Origin of the sequence: Shimia thalassica, from assembly GCF_001458215.1 — a bacterium.
Taxonomy (GTDB): Bacteria; Pseudomonadota; Alphaproteobacteria; order Rhodobacterales; family Rhodobacteraceae; genus Shimia; species Shimia thalassica.
The window spans coordinates 2,072,169-2,086,846 of the sequence record NZ_CYTW01000001.1; the positions used below are offsets into that span (position 1 = coordinate 2,072,169).

The following is a 14,678-nucleotide window of genomic DNA, read 5'->3' on the forward strand; positions in this document are numbered from 1 at the left end:
CCTGTCAAAGGCAATCACGGCTCACCAGCGGCCTGTGAGGGTACGGCCCGCCAAACCCAGCTTTTGTGCAAAGTCGCTTGCGCCCAACGCCCCTTCTTTTACAAGTTCCGGAGATTTCACCGCTTGCTTGAGAATGGTTTCGGCCTGCCAGCCACAGAGCAACGCCTGACCTGCGGATTTGTCCACCTTTGCGCGTCCCTTGCGGGCATTTCGCAAACGGTCCAAAGCCTTGGCCGCCAATTCTGCAACCGCTTCTGGTCGGCCATCGACCAATGGCACACGTTGATGGGATTCCAGTTCGGGAATGGCACGCAGCCAGTTTGAAATGCCAACCCCGTAGGCAAAGTCGCGCACCACGTTTTCATCGCCCTGCCCCAATGCCCGAACCGCCACCCACAGCAAGTTGCCTGAGGTCTTGTCGATAAAGTCATCAAAGGCCGCGTCATCCTCAAACGGATCGCGGTAGATATCCCATCGTCGCGCCAGAACAAGATCATCCAGCAAAACCGATGCCGGTGCATCCAGAACGTCAGCAAGCGGCGTAACAACCTCGTGACGCCGGACCTGACCACCCTGCCCGATCTCGTCCAGCGCATCGCGCCACCATTGCAGTCGCATCTCTGCAATCATGCTTTCCTGTGTCACCCAAGGCGCGCGCGCGACCTCGAGATTAAAGGCAAACAAGGGAAACAGGATGTCGCGCGCAGCGGGCTGTGCCGCCATGATCGCGGCGAACCTGTCCGGGTCTCCACGATGAACAAGTTCTGCACAGGCGGCGATATCATCTGACATTTTCGAGGAATCCCCGCAACCGGGCCACGGTTTCATCCGCGTGCACCACGCCCAGATGATTGGCCCCCTCGACAACGACATAGGTCCCGTTTTGCGTCACTTCGGACATCAAGGGTTCATAGCCCTCTGCAACAAAGCTTTCGTCCTCTGATCCGACCAAAAGAAGAAAGTCCGGCAGCTTCGCCACATCCACCAAATAGTCGGCGCGTGGCGCAAAGGATTGGTTCAGCCGCCACGAATAGGCCAATGTCGCCTCGTGCCCTTTGGGACCGTTCCGGATTTCCGCGGGCATCGCAAACTGGATCACCGTCAAATGGTCCAGAACGTTGATCCGCGCCATGTTCAACATCGAAAGCCCGATCACACGACGGGTCAGAACATGTGCCCATCCGCCGGAATTTTCGCGCGTTGTCGGGGCGTTATACTTCAGGAACGGCGCCATCAGAACGGCTGCATCAATCAGATCCCGATGCGCGCCCCCTGCGAAACGCACGACAAGCCCGCCTCCCGAACTGTGACCGGCTAGCACGACCTTTTGCCCGTCCTGGCGTCGGGCTTTGATCACGTCGGCCAGATCGTCTTCGAACTGTCCAAGGTAGTCGACATCTCCGCGTGTGCCGGGACCGTTGAAGTGGCCGCGCAGGTTCACGGCCAGCACCTCTGCGGTGCCGTCCAGTTGCGCCGCCAATTGATCAAACTGTGCCCCGTGCCACCCCGATCCGTGCACAAGCACCAGAAGCGGCGCGTTTTCAACGCGCGCCGGAACATGCCACGCCGTCAAAGTGGCGCCATCGCGTGCCGTGTCCTTGACCAGTTGCGCGCTGGCCAGACGTGGGGCGGTGGCCACATCGTCAAAAGACATCGGGCCTTCGGGCAAATCCGTTACCGGGCGCTGCGACAGGATAAGTCCCAAGGCGATGCTTGCGGAAATCCCGACACTGATGGCCGCGAAGGTGATCACTTGCTTCCACATTGGTTTGCCCCTCAGGCTGCGCGCACTGCTCCGTCGCGCAAAAGCTTCCAGTTCAGCGCCTCGAGCAATGCTTCAAAGCTGGCATCCACTATGTTGGCCGATACGCCAACAGTGGCCCAACGACGTCCGGTTTCGTCTTCAAAGTCTATTATCACGCGGGTCACGGCCTCGGTGCCGCCATTGGTGATCCGCACCTTAAAGTCGACCAGCCGCACATCATTGATGATGTCCTGATACGGCCCAAGATCCTGCCTCAATGCCTGCCAAAGGGCGTTCACCGGCCCCTCGTCATTCATCTCGGTCGCGTCTTCATTTTTGAAATACGACGTCATTTTCCGCCCACTGGGCAGCTGCACGGTCACAACGGCTTCGGATTCAACTACAAGATGGCCCCGCGCGTTGCGACGGCGCTCGGAAATCACGCGGTACCGTTCGACATCGAAAAAGCTCTCGGCCATGCCAAGCTCTTGACGCGCCAACACCTCAAAGCTCGCCTGTGCGGTGTCATAGCTATAGCCTTCGGCCTCGCGGTCCTTGATCCGGTTCAGGATACGTCCCAAAGCCGGATCGCCTTTTTCAACGCGCAGCCCCGCATCCGACAGGCGTTTTCGCAGATTGGACTGCCCCGCCTGATTTGACATGGGAATGATGCGCTCGTTGCCAATCACCGACGGGTCAACGTGTTCATAGGTGCTCGGATCCTTGAGGATCGCACTGGCATGCAAGCCCGCCTTGTGCGCAAAGGCCGAGGCCCCGACATAGGCGGCCTGTTTCATCGGCACGCGGTTGAGGATATCGTCCAGCAACCGGCTTGCCCGTGTAAGCCCCTGCAACGCCTCGAGAGATACACCGATTTCGTATTTGCTGGCATAAGGCTCTTTTAGCAGCAAGGTCGGGATCAGGGTTGTCAGATTGGCATTGCCACAGCGTTCCCCCAACCCGTTCAAGGTGCCTTGGATCTGGCGGGCCCCTGCATCAACGGCAGCCAGTGAATTGGCCACGGCATGTTCCGTATCGTTGTGCGTGTGGATGCCCAGATGTGTTCCGGGAATGCCCGCCGCGATCACCGCCTTGGTGGTCTCATACACATCGCGGGGCAAAGCACCGCCATTGGTATCACACAGCACGATCCAGCGCGCGCCAGCGGCATAAGCCGCCAAAACAGTTTCCAAGGCATAGTCAGGATTTGATTTATACCCGTCAAAGAAATGTTCGGCATCGAACAGGGTTTCACGCCCCTTTAAAACCAAATATTCCATTGTTTTCGAAATGTTTGCCGTATTTTCTTCAAGCGTGATGCCAAGGGCCGTATCGACGTGAAAATCATGCGTTTTGCCGACCAGGCAGACCGCTGGCGTGTCCGCATTCATCACCGCAGCCAGAACATCGTCATTCTCGGCTGACATGCCCGCGCGTTTGGTCATGCCAAAGGCCGTAAAGGTCGCGGCCATCTTGGGCTTGGTCTCGAAAAACTCGCTGTCGGTCGGGTTTGCCCCCGGCCAGCCGCCTTCGACATAGTCAATGCCCAGCCCGTCCAGAACCGCAGCAATCTGCGCCTTTTCCGGTGTCGAGAATTGCACGCCTTGGGTTTGCTGGCCGTCTCGCAGAGTGGTGTCATAAAGATAGAGGCGTTCTTTGGTCATCACAAAAGCCCCTCAAGTTTGGTCACATCAAAGCCAAACGCAGCCAACAACTCGACGCCCGCCTTGCTCATTCTGACTTCGACGCCGGCCTCAATCAGGGCGGTCTTGATCCGGTCCACGTCCGAGAAATCTTTGGTTTCCATTGCCTTGGCACGAGTGTCGGCCAGCAGGATTTCATAAGCCGAAAGGTCCACGCCTTTGGCCCATTCTCCCAGTTCATCGGTCAGAAGGCCGACTAGCTTTGCACCTGCCAAGAAGTCTTCGAGTGAGTAGAATGAGGGCCCTTCAATGTCTAGCATTTGGAGAGGCGTACGAGACGCAATTGCGTGAAGAATCATGAGGGCGAACGAAGTGTTCAAGTCATCAGCCAAGGCGTCCACCACTGGTTTGGGCGGAGTTGACGATGGCTCAATGCCATCTGTCAGCGTCCGCCACTTGCGCAACGTCGCCTCGGCCTCGGCCGCCTTTTTCGCGGTCCAATCCATCGGCTTGCCGTAATGGGTCGACAGGAACACAAACCGGATCACCTCGCCCGGAAAGCCCTGATCCAGCAGGTCGCGCACGGTAAAGAAGTTGCCCAGAGATTTGGACATCTTCTTGCCCTCAACCTGCAACATCTCGTTGTGCAGCCAGTAGTTGGCGAACCCGCCGCCGTCTTCGGCATGGCCTGAGGCACAGCAACTTTGGGCGATTTCGTTCTCATGGTGCGGGAATTGCAAGTCGTTGCCACCACCATGGATATCAAAAGTTTCGCCCAGCAGATCCTTGGCCATGGCCGAGCATTCAATATGCCAGCCCGGACGTCCCCGCCCCCATGGGCTGTCCCAACCGGGCAGATCATCCGAGGACGGCTTCCACAGCACAAAATCCATCGGGTCTTCTTTATACGGGGCCACTTCAACCCGTGCGCCCGCGATCATGTCGTCAACCGACCGACCCGACAGCGCGCCATAGTGTTTATACGCCCGCACACGGAACAACACATGCCCGTCCTTGGCATAGGCATACCCGTCGGCGATCAGCCCTTCGATCATCTCGACCATTTGCGGAATATACTGCGTCGCGCGGGGCATGTGATCAGGTTCACGCGCGCCCAAGGCGGCCATATCATCCAGAAACCACTGTGTTGTTTCGCCAGTGATCTCGGCAATCGAGCGTCCACTTTCAGCGGCGCGGGCGTTGATTTTGTCGTCAACGTCAGTGAAATTTCGCACATAGGTGACGTGATCTTCGCCATAAACATGGCGCAACAACCGGTTGAGCACATCAAACACCACCACGGGACGCGCATTGCCGATATGGGCGCGGTCATAGACCGTTGGTCCACAGACATACATCCGCACATTGTTGGCATCGATCGGCTCGAAAACTTCTTTCTTTCGGGTTTTCGAATTGTGCAGCTTAATCGTTGTCATGTCTCGTCCTCGGGCGGCCAAAAGGCACAGTTATGCTCGTGGCGGGCTTAACAACTTCAAGTCATGTTTGGAATAGAAGAACGGCCCGCCAAGTTGTCTTAGCAGGGAATGCAGCAAATAATAATGGTGCGTACAGTGTTCATGGCGCCGACCATAGGCAGCACGATGCCAGCGGTCAAGCGGACAAACTTGCAACGACAATCGCCATGTGAAAAGCTGTGGTCATGTCGCGTGAACTGGTAAATGAGATCTGTGCGCCCTTGCCCGGTGCGGAATGCAACGACCCTTGGGGCGGCGGGCACGACGCGTGGAAAATCGGCGGCAAGATGTTCGCAACAATCGGGGCCAATGGCGTCGGGGTTTCCGTAAAGACGGCCAATATCGAAACGGCGCAAATGCTGATTGACGCCGACGTGGGCATCAAAGCCCCCTATTTTCACAAAAGCTGGATCCTGATACCGTTTGGCGGCGACGCAGAAGAACTGCGTCACCGCATTTTGGTGTCATACGATACTGTGCGGGCAGGTCTGACAAAAAAGTTTCAGGCCAGCCTCGCGCCCCGAGTGGAGTGAAGACATTCTGGCGCGGGTTGCCCGACCTATCGGATAGCCCTGCCCGTTGACGACCCAGGTCGCGACTTTCTCGGCATATCTACGCATAGCTCACCACCTCGAATTCAATGCCATCCGGCCCGTCAAAATAGAACCTCAGACCAGGCTCGTAATCTCCGTGGCTGTGCGGCGTATATCCCGCCTGCTTCACCTTTTCTTCAACGACTTCAATATCTTCCACGACGACACCAACGTGATTGAGGCCCCCAATCCGGCTATAGGTATTTCCGGTCGGCACAAGCGCCAGATTGGGCGCATAAAGGGCAAGATAGCTGTCCTCGTCCCCGACATGCACGGTAAAGCCGTTGTCTTTGGCTTCGCCTTCCCAGCGGACGTGCCATCCAAAGAGATCACACAGGATGGCAGCGCTGGCTTTGGGATCGGGGACGGTGATGTTGACGTGTTCCAGTTTCATCAGATTTCCTTTCACTTGAATCACTGTTGAAACCGTTCTAATTGTTCAAGTTAACTTGAGGTCAAACGGTTTTTTCCTATGCCTAACAATTTTCTTTCCAAAGGCGGACTGACAATCGGGGATGTTTCCGAACGCACCGGTCTTGCCCCGTCCGCAATCCGGTTTTACGAAGAGAAAAAGCTGGTCTTCCCCCTGCGCAATGAGGGTGGTCAACGCAGGTATGACCGATCCGACATTCGCCGCCTGTCCTTCGTAATGATCGCACAGGGGTTGGGCTTTACCCTGCCCGAGATCCAACAGGCGCTGCAAAACCTGCCCGAAGGGCGCACGCCTACAAAACGCGACTGGGAACGTATCTCGACCCGGTTCCGGCGGGACCTTGATGCCCGCATTGACCAGATGCAGGCGCTGCGGGACAAGCTTGATGGTTGCATCGGGTGCGGATGCCTGTCGCTCAAGACCTGCAAGCTCTACAATCCCGAAGACAGGGCCCGCAAACGTGGCTCGGGACCACGGTATCTGATGGGGGACGCGCCAACCGGCAACTAGGGCGGCCTGATGATATTCGGCGAAACCTGATCTGCCCCCCTGTGCCCTGACGGGAACCTACCGAATAGCATTCGAAAGATTTTCGGCCTTTGGTTTTTCGTTTGACCCTGCCCGAAACTTTTGACCACTTTCCGGAAACCAACACGCATCACGGGAGACGGAACATGCAGCTTTCCAATCGGATTACCCACATTACGGGCGGTGGCTCTGACGGATGGGACGTCTTTTACAAGGCCCGCCGCATGGTGGGCGAAGGCCAGCCGGTGATCGAGCTGACTATTGGCGAGCATGACATTCGCACCGATCCGGTAATCCTGTCAGCGATGGATAAGGCAGCCAAAGGCGGCCACACCGGCTATGCGATGGTGCCCGGCATCCAGTCCTTGCGCGAAAACGTTGCCAAACGCATTGAAGAGCGCACAGGCGTGGAAACAACCTTTGAAAACATCATGATCACACCCGGAGGTCAGGCCGCGCTGTTTGCGGCGCATCTGGCCGTTTGTGATGAAGGCGAAACCGCGCTGTACCTTGATCCCTACTATGCCACCTACCCCGGAACGATCCGCGGGATTGGTGCGGTTGCGAAAGCGGTGCAAACCCACGCCGAAGATGCGTTCCAGCCCCGCGCAGAAGACATCGCCGCCAAGGCCAAAGGCGCGGCGTCGCTGTTGATCAACACCCCCAACAACCCCACCGGCACAGTCTATAGCCGCGAAACGCTGGAAGGCATCGCGCAGGTTTGCAAGGACCATGAACTGTGGCTGATCTCTGACGAAGTTTACGACACGCAGGTTTGGGAAGGCACGCATTTGTCGCCCCGCGCCCTGCCGGATATGGCCGAACGCACACTGGTGGTGGGCTCAATGTCCAAATCCCACGCCATGACAGGAAGCCGCGTTGGCTGGATTTGCGGCCCCAAAGACGCCATTGAAAACCTTGTTAACCTTGCGACCCACACGACCTATGGTGTGGCCGGTTTTATTCAGGATGCCGCTGACTTTGCCTTGAACCAAGGGCAGGATCTCGAAGACAAAATCGCCGAGCCCTTCCGTCGTCGCCGCCTGATTGCAAAAGACATTCTGGACGGACAGAACACGGTCGGTCTTATTCCCGCGCAGGGGGCGATGTACATCATGCTGGATATCCGCGCGACGGGCCTGTCTGGCGAAGACTTTGCCAACCGTCTTTTGGACGAACATCTGATTGCCGTTATGCCCGGCGAAAGTTTTGGCCAGTCTGCAGCGGGGCATGTGCGTGTGGCCATGACCGTCGATGACGAGTCGTTTGCGCGCGCCCTCACGCAATTATGTGAGTTTGCGGCAAAAATTGCATGATTTTCCCGCATCTGGACCAAAAACGACCATTTGTCGTTTTTGGTCCAGAAACGTCTCATTTTTGGGGCAAAGATTCCTTGTGAACAGGAGTCGCGAAATGCAGGGCATTCGTAGCAAAATCAAATTGGTCATCGTGACCATAGGAGCCGAACGCGGCCGCGCCGCGCGAGGACGCCCCTCTGTTTAATCTCTGAACCGACCATTTCAGAAATCAAAACAGGACCTTAGAATACATGACTGATGTAATTTCCCGCCGTTCCGGCGGACGCGCGGCGCGTCGCGCTGCCCGAGCTGCCCCCGTCGCTGCCGAAGCACGCTCTATCAAACCCGGCATGTCCGGTGGCCAATACCGCCCCTTGAGCGACGATCAGGTTAAACAAATCCACGAAGCCGCTCTGGAAGCGCTTGAAACCATTGGCCTGTGTGATGCGCCACAAAGCGGGATCGATTGTCTTGTCTCGGCGGGATGTATCGCGGGCGATGATGGCCGTATCCGGTTTCCACGCGCTGTGGTGGAAGACGCGCTTGGAAAGGCGTGCCGTGACATCACCCTATGCGGCCGTGACCCGCAGCACGACCTGCATCTGAACGGAACCCGTGTGCATTTTGGCACCGCTGGCGCCGCCGTGAACATGGTCGACGTCGAGGGACGTGAATACCGTGAATCAACCGTTCAGGATTTGCACGATGCGGCCCGCATCACCGACGTTCTGAACAATATCCACTTTTTGCAGCGCCCGATGGTCTGTCGCGACATTCTGGACAACCGCGAAATGGACTATAACACCGTTTACGCAACGGTTTCCGGCACAACCAAACATATCGGCACCTCTTTTACCGAGCCCGATTTCGTAGGTGATGCCCTCGAAATGCTGCACATGATTGCAGGCGGCGAAGCAGAATGGCGCGCCCGTCCTTTTGTCAGCAATTCCAACTGCTTCGTGGTCCCTCCTCTGAAATTCGCGACCGAAGCATGTCAGGTGATGGAACAGTGTATTGCGGGCGGCATGCCCGTTCTCTTGCTATCTGCCGGTATGGCTGGCGCAACCGCGCCGTCCACGGTTGCGGGCGCGATTGTACAGGCCACGGCAGAGTGTCTGGCCGGTCTGGTCTATGTGAATGCGATCAAACCCGGACACCCCGCGATCTTTGGGACATGGCCCTTTGGTCTTGATCTGCGCACCGGCGCCATGACCGGCGGGTCCGGCGAACAGGCCTTGCTGACGTCGGGGTGTGCCCAGATGCACAATTTCTATGGGCTGCCCGGTGGGGCGGCTGCGGGCATGACCGATGCCAAACTGCCCGACATGCAGGCCGGATGGGAGCAGATGTGCTCAAACGTTCTCGCCGGGGTTGCCGGTTTGAACATGGTCTATGAATCCGTTGGCATGCATGCGTCGCTTTTGGGGTTCTGCCATGAATCCCTCATTCTGGGGGATGATTTGCTGGGCCACGCACAACGCGTGTTGCGCGGCATCGAAGTGGACGAGACCACCCTCGCCCTCGCACAGATGCGCGAAGTCTGCCTTGGCGGGCCCGGACATTATCTTGGCACAAGAGAAACCCTTGCACGGATGGAAACCGACTATGTCTATCCAACGCTTGGGGACCGGTCTTCGCCCAAGGAATGGAACGAAATCGGCAAGCCGGATCTCAATAACAGGGCAATCGCGCGCAAAGAAGAGATTCTTTCGCAGCCGTCCGGAGCGCGGTTTGATCCCGCGCTGGATAAGGCCTTGCGCGAACGCTTCAACATCCACCTCAAACCTTAATCCAGGTCCGGACTTAACAAACACAGTTCAAATCCGGACAAAAACATCCTAAGCAGGAAGCTCTCAGCTTCCTGCCGCGGAAACATCCATGCTCAAGCACTATAAAATGCGAAAACGCTATCCTGACGTCAAAATCGGGCGGCACTCTCAAGTGAGCAAAGACACAACAATTGGCGCCCATTCCTATATTGGGCTGAATTGTTTTGTGACCAAGGCGCAGATTGGCCGGTATGTTTCGATCGGGAATTTCGCGTCAATTGGCAACGGGGAACATGATCTCAACCGTGTTTCAACTGCAAGTATGTTTTACGAAAATGGCTATGACGTTCTGACCAAGGGCGACTGTATCATCGAGGCAGATGTCTGGATTGGTGTTGATGCCATTATCCGGCGCGGCGTGCGCTTGGGTCATGGATGCGTTGTGGGCGCCAACTCATTCGTAAACAAGGATATTCCGCCATTCGCGATTGCGGTTGGATCACCGGCCAAGATCGTTGGATACCGGTTTGACGATGCAGAAACGCGCGAGGCGATTCTTGCCTCGCACTGGTGGGAGAAAGAGCCCGACGCAGCCCGCGCGATCATTGAAAAACTGGAAACCGACCTCGGCCTTTCCGAGTCACCTGCCTAGAAAAAAATTGGGGGGCGCATAGCCCCCCAGTTTCGCCGCTCAGGCTCACTCTTTATGTACCGCCCGTGGTTTATGCCTGCGGCCTGAGCGTCGTATCGGAGCAAGCGCACCCGCTCCGCGTCTGATGGGTATGACATGTCATCCCCGTTTTCATGCGGGAAACTCTTTTCAAAGTTCCCCTGAAACCAATCCCTTACGAGACAGGCTTAACTGCATCCGCTGGTGCCACCACAGGTGTTGCATTTCATGCAAGTCCCGTTCCGCACCAAGGTATAGTTCCCGCAATCGCCACAAGGATCACCTTCGTATCCCTGCATCTTGGCTTTCACGCGGGCATCCATTGCCACCGCACCGCTGGTCACTGCTGCGGCCGACGTTGCGACCTGTGCCACACCCAAAGAACCCGTTTCGGGAACAAGGGTCTGCAAGGTGGCGACCGGATCGCTGCTTCCCAGATCAACACCGCCAGCGTTGCCGCCGTTCATGACGACCAGTTCTTGAGGGACGCGTTTGCGCAGATATCCAGTCGACGAAATCTGCTTCAACACTTCCAACGACCGGTTCGCAGCCGTTTCGGACAGTTCCTTAACGTTGGAAACGCCCTCTTCTTCGCCGCGTCCCAGATCATCAAAGGATGCGCCTTCTGGTTTCACATGCGCCAGATCGGTCCGGTCCAGATAGCTCACCGCGAGTTCACGGAAGATATAGTCAAGGATCGAGGTGGCGTTCTTGATCGAGTCGTTGCCCTGCACCATGCCAGCCGGTTCGAATTTGGTGAAAGTGAAGGCATCTACAAACTCTTCCAGCGGCACGCCGTATTGCAAGCCTACCGAGACCGCGATGGCAAAGTTGTTCATCATCGCCCGAAAGCCTGCGCCTTCTTTATGCATGTCGATGAAGATTTCGCCCAAGTTACCGTCAGAATATTCGCCCGTGCGCAGATACACCTTGTGGCCGCCAACAACCGCCTTTTGAGTATACCCCTTGCGACGTTCGGGCATCTTTTCGCGATGACGTTTGACGATCTCTTTGATGACGACCTTTTCGATCACCTTCTCGGCAAGAACCTGTGCTTTTTCCTGCGGATTCCCTGTTTCCAGGGTCTCGGCGGCTTCTTCGTCATCTTCAACAAGCGCAGCTGCCAAAGGCTGGGACAGTTTGGAACCATCACGATACAGCGCGTTTGCCTTGATGCCCAAGGACCAGCTGAGTTCATAGGCCTTCTGGCAGTCTTCGATCGTGGCGTCGTTTGCCATGTTGATGGTCTTGGAGATCGCACCGGAAATAAACGACTGGGCTGCGGCCATCATTGTGATGTGGCTTTCAACACTCAGATAACGTTTGCCTTTTTTACCGCACGGGTTGGCGCAATCAAAGATCGAGTAGTGCTCTTCTTTGAGGAAAGGCGCCCCTTCGAGGGTCATAGTGCCACATACGTGATCATTTGCGGCATCAATGTCTTTGCGTGTGAAGCCAAGATGCGACAGCAGATCAAAGGTTGGGTCGTTCAGCTTTTCGGTCGGGATGCCCAATACATTGGTGCAGAACTCTTCGCCAAGGGTCCACTGGTTGAAAACAAACCGGATATCAAAGGCCGACGCCAAGGCGGCTTCGATCTTGTTCAGTTCATTTTCGCCAAATCCGTGACCAATCAAGGAAGTATGATTGATGCCGGGCGCATTGCCCAAAGATCCATGACCCACCGCATACGAGACGATCTCTTCGATCTGGGCAGAGCTATAGCCCTGCTTTTCCAGAGCCGCGGGAACGGACCGGTTGATGATCTTGAAATAGCCACCGCCGGCCAGCTTTTTGAACTTCACCAGTGCAAAGTCAGGCTCGATCCCAGTGGTGTCGCAATCCATTACCAGACCAATCGTACCTGTCGGCGCAATAACCGAGGTCTGCGCGTTGCGGTACCCGTGCGTTTCACCCAGCTTGAGGGCTTCGTCCCATGCCGATTGAGCCAAGGCGACAAGGCGCTGATCAGGACAGCTTGCATGGTCAAGTGCGACAGGTTTGATATCCAGACCTTCGTAACCGGAAGTCTCGCCATAGGCCGCACGACGGTGGTTGCGGATCACACGCAGCATGTGGTCGGCGTTGCGTTGGTATCCGCTGAACGCGCCCAACTCGCCCGCCATCTCGGCCGAGGTGGCATAGGCCACACCGGTCATCATCGCCGTCAGGGCACCCGCCAAAGCGCGCCCTTCGTCGCTGTCATAGCTGTGGCCCATGTTCATCAACAGACCACCGATGTTGGCATAGCCCAGACCCAAGGTGCGGAAGTCGTAAGACAGCTGTGCAATTTCCTTGGACGGGAACTGTGCCATGGTCACCGAAATTTCGAGTGTGATCGTCCACAGGCGCGTGGCATGCATGTAATCTTCGGCCTGAAACTCTCCGTCCTTATAGAAGGTCAGAAGGTTCATAGAGGCAAGGTTACACGCCGTATCATCCAGGAACATGTATTCGGAACAAGGGTTTGAGCCGCGAATCTCACCGTCTTCGGGGCATGTGTGCCACGCGTTGACCGTATCGTGGTACTGGATGCCGGGATCGGCGCATGCCCATGCCGCGTGTCCCACATCTTCCCACAGTTTGCGCGCCTTGATGGTTTTGGCAACGCTACCGTCGGTCCGGCGGATCAACTCCCAATCGTCGTCGTTTTCGACGGCTTTCAGGAATGCGTCTGTGACGCGGATCGAGTTGTTCGAGTTTTGGCCCGACACCGATGCGTAGGCTTCGGAGTCCCAGTCTGTGTCATATGTCGGGAATTCGATGCTGTCATATCCCTGCTTGGCATAATCCAGCACGCGTTTGACATAGGTCTCTGGGATCGCAACCTTTTTGGCTTCGCGGATCGCGGATTTAAGACTGTCGTTGGCCTTGGGATCATAGGCATCTTGAGCAGCGCCATCCCACTGGCGGATCGCTGCGAAGATACCATTCAGCTTTTCTTCGTGCATCTTCGAGCCAGCCACGATTGACGCGACCTTTTGCTCTTCTTTGACCTTCCAGTTGATGTATTCCTCAACATCGGGGTGATCTGCATCAACAATCACCATCTTGGCCGCACGACGTGTTGTGCCGCCGGATTTGATGGCGCCTGCTGCGCGGTCACCGATCTTGAGAAAGCCCATCAGGCCCGAAGATTTGCCGCCGCCGGACAAAGATTCGCCATCTGCGCGCAAGGACGAGAAGTTGGTGCCAGTGCCCGAGCCATATTTAAACAGGCGGGCTTCACGCACCCACAAATCCATGATGCCGCCGTCGCCAACCAGATCATCACTGACCGATTGAATAAAGCAGGCATGCGGTTGGGGATGCTCATAGCTTGATTTCGACTTGGTCAGCTTGCCGGACTTGTAGTCGACATAATAGTGACCCTGAGCGGGGCCATCGATGCCATAGGCCCAATGCAGGCCGGTGTTGAACCATTGAGGAGAGTTCGGCGCGGCGCGTTGGGTCGCAAGCATAAAGCGCATCTCGTCAAAATAGGCGCGCGCATCGTCGGTGTCTGTGAAATAGCCACCTTTCCAGCCCCAGTAGGTCCATGCCCCTGCAAGGCGGTCAAACACCTGTTTCGCGGATGTTTCGCCGGAAATCTCGGCGTCTTCGGTCGGAACCGAGCGCCACAAGAACTCTGGAACACCTTTTTCGCGTACTTTCTTCAGTTTCGAAGGCACGCCGGCTTTGCGGAAATATTTCTGGGCGATGACATCACTTGCCACCTGGCTCCATTTTGCGGGGACTTCGATTTCGTCCAGCCGGAACACGATGGTCCCGTCCGGGTTGCGAATCTCGGATTCGGTCGTGACGAAATCCAGATCCGAATATGCACACTGCCCTGCCTTGGTGAATTTTCTTTCAATTTTCATTGTTGCCTCTAAGTCCCGAACTTTTTGTCTTTCCCCTTCCGCCCGTCATTGCGGGCGGCGCAGGTCTCAAGAGTTCCCTGAGCAAAGAAGACAATCCTAAAGGCGCGACCGAATGAGCTTTCGTTCGCTGATGCCAAGACGTTGACGTCTGGAGTGATATTGTAATCTGTCCCTGCCCAGATCATGGCCTAACCACTATATGTTGTGGACTTCCTGATCTGCCCGCACAATCTGGCGTATCGAGCCTTGTCGGGTCAAACCATTTATTTACCCAATATCGAGATTTTTGGAGTTGACGGTGTGGCCCAAATTGAAGCCGCAGGCCCCATAATGATTCCTTTCCGCAGGTGCGAAATACCGATCTGCCGCCAGCAGGATAAAGTGGTCACCGGAAGGTATTAGAAAATAACAAAAATTCAGAAGAGGTTAATTTTCGCGTCAGTTATCCACAACATGTTGTGGGTAAAATTGCAATTTACGCAAGGGAAACACAATATATGTGCATTTGTCATCACACCGACACAAAAACCGAATCGAACCTGCCGAATCCGGAGCGGTGCATTGCAGTCAGATGCCGGGGTGGCACTCAAAGTGGCACGGCGAGGTATGGGAACTGAGAGTAGGTGAAAAACCCACCGGTCGTGATGGCCGGGCCAGATCTG

General features: G+C 56.2%; 11 protein-coding genes. 5 read left to right on the forward strand and 6 right to left on the reverse strand.

What is annotated here, in order from left to right; translation table 11 throughout:
• Window positions 1-21 precede the first annotated feature (21 nt).
• The 4 genes from PH7735_RS09375 to cysS are packed head-to-tail and all read right to left on the reverse strand — an operon-like array spanning window position 22 to window position 4,823.
• On the reverse strand, window positions 22-792 hold the full coding sequence (locus tag PH7735_RS09375; RefSeq protein ID WP_058310981.1) for a squalene/phytoene synthase family protein: 771 nt from the start codon (window positions 790-792) through the stop codon (window positions 22-24).
• Window positions 782-1,765, reverse strand: coding sequence for an alpha/beta hydrolase (locus tag PH7735_RS09380; RefSeq protein WP_058310982.1), 984 nt, complete (start codon window positions 1,763-1,765; stop codon window positions 782-784). The genes PH7735_RS09375 and PH7735_RS09380 overlap by 11 nt, the downstream gene beginning before the upstream one ends.
• An 11-nt stretch (window positions 1,766-1,776) precedes the next feature.
• Window positions 1,777-3,408, reverse strand: coding sequence for a citramalate synthase (gene cimA, locus PH7735_RS09385; protein WP_058310983.1), 1,632 nt, complete (start codon window positions 3,406-3,408; stop codon window positions 1,777-1,779).
• Window positions 3,408-4,823, reverse strand: a complete 1,416-nt coding sequence (gene cysS, locus PH7735_RS09390) for a cysteine--tRNA ligase (RefSeq protein WP_058310984.1) — start codon at window positions 4,821-4,823, stop codon at window positions 3,408-3,410. Before cysS ends, cimA begins: the two co-directional genes overlap by 1 nt.
• 224 nt (window positions 4,824-5,047) lie before the next feature.
• Between cysS and PH7735_RS09395 the strand changes: the two genes are divergently transcribed.
• Entirely contained in the window at window positions 5,048-5,395 is a 348-nt protein-coding gene (locus PH7735_RS09395) for an MmcQ/YjbR family DNA-binding protein (RefSeq protein ID WP_058310985.1), read from the forward strand.
• 79 nt (window positions 5,396-5,474) lie between these two features.
• On the opposite strand, the gene PH7735_RS09400 is transcribed toward PH7735_RS09395, so the two are convergent.
• The gene (locus PH7735_RS09400) at window positions 5,475-5,849 is read right to left on the reverse strand and encodes a VOC family protein (protein ID WP_058310986.1); all 375 of its coding nucleotides are present in this window, start codon (window positions 5,847-5,849) and stop codon (window positions 5,475-5,477) included.
• 78 nt (window positions 5,850-5,927) lie between these two features.
• Here PH7735_RS09400 and soxR point away from each other — a divergent pair, with 78 nt between their 5' ends.
• From soxR to PH7735_RS09420, 4 genes are all read left to right on the forward strand, one after another.
• Window positions 5,928-6,398 carry a redox-sensitive transcriptional activator SoxR gene (soxR, locus tag PH7735_RS09405; RefSeq protein WP_058310987.1) on the forward strand — a complete coding sequence of 157 codons (471 nt, stop codon included), beginning with the start codon at window positions 5,928-5,930 and terminating at the stop codon, window positions 6,396-6,398.
• A gap of 164 nt (window positions 6,399-6,562) precedes the next feature.
• Complete coding sequence (locus PH7735_RS09410; RefSeq protein WP_058310988.1) at window positions 6,563-7,732, forward strand: pyridoxal phosphate-dependent aminotransferase; 1,170 nt, start codon at window positions 6,563-6,565, stop codon at window positions 7,730-7,732.
• Window positions 7,733-7,965: 233 nt separating this feature from the next.
• The gene (locus PH7735_RS09415) at window positions 7,966-9,504 is read left to right on the forward strand and encodes a trimethylamine methyltransferase family protein (RefSeq protein ID WP_058310989.1); all 1,539 of its coding nucleotides are present in this window, start codon (window positions 7,966-7,968) and stop codon (window positions 9,502-9,504) included.
• An 88-nt stretch (window positions 9,505-9,592) separates the two neighbouring features.
• The gene (locus PH7735_RS09420; RefSeq protein WP_058310990.1) at window positions 9,593-10,135 is read left to right on the forward strand and encodes a CatB-related O-acetyltransferase; all 543 of its coding nucleotides are present in this window, start codon (window positions 9,593-9,595) and stop codon (window positions 10,133-10,135) included.
• A gap of 206 nt (window positions 10,136-10,341) precedes the next feature.
• Here the strand turns inward: PH7735_RS09420 and PH7735_RS09425 are convergent, their stop codons facing one another.
• A complete protein-coding gene (locus tag PH7735_RS09425; RefSeq protein WP_058310991.1) occupies window positions 10,342-14,016 on the reverse strand; it encodes a vitamin B12-dependent ribonucleotide reductase in 3,675 nt (1,224 codons plus the stop codon).
• Window positions 14,017-14,678: the final 662 nt, after the last annotated feature.

Excerpts from the sequence above, each read along its gene's own strand:
- PH7735_RS09410 (WP_058310988.1), top strand. The coding sequence starts at position 6,563 with ATGCAGCTTTCCAATCGGATTACCCACATTACGGGCGGTGGCTCTGAC.
- soxR (WP_058310987.1), top strand. The coding sequence starts at position 5,928 with ATGCCTAACAATTTTCTTTCCAAAGGCGGACTGACAATCGGGGATGTT.
- PH7735_RS09380 (WP_058310982.1), bottom strand. The coding sequence starts at position 1,765 with ATGTGGAAGCAAGTGATCACCTTCGCGGCCATCAGTGTCGGGATTTCC.
- PH7735_RS09415 (WP_058310989.1), top strand. The coding sequence starts at position 7,966 with ATGACTGATGTAATTTCCCGCCGTTCCGGCGGACGCGCGGCGCGTCGC.
- cimA (WP_058310983.1), bottom strand. The coding sequence starts at position 3,408 with ATGACCAAAGAACGCCTCTATCTTTATGACACCACTCTGCGAGACGGC.
- PH7735_RS09400 (WP_058310986.1), bottom strand. The coding sequence starts at position 5,849 with ATGAAACTGGAACACGTCAACATCACCGTCCCCGATCCCAAAGCCAGC.
- PH7735_RS09395 (WP_058310985.1), top strand. The coding sequence starts at position 5,048 with ATGTCGCGTGAACTGGTAAATGAGATCTGTGCGCCCTTGCCCGGTGCG.
- PH7735_RS09420 (WP_058310990.1), top strand. The coding sequence starts at position 9,593 with ATGCTCAAGCACTATAAAATGCGAAAACGCTATCCTGACGTCAAAATC.
- cysS (WP_058310984.1), bottom strand. The coding sequence starts at position 4,823 with ATGACAACGATTAAGCTGCACAATTCGAAAACCCGAAAGAAAGAAGTT.
- PH7735_RS09375 (WP_058310981.1), bottom strand. The coding sequence starts at position 792 with ATGTCAGATGATATCGCCGCCTGTGCAGAACTTGTTCATCGTGGAGAC.
- PH7735_RS09425 (WP_058310991.1), bottom strand. The coding sequence starts at position 14,016 with ATGAAAATTGAAAGAAAATTCACCAAGGCAGGGCAGTGTGCATATTCG.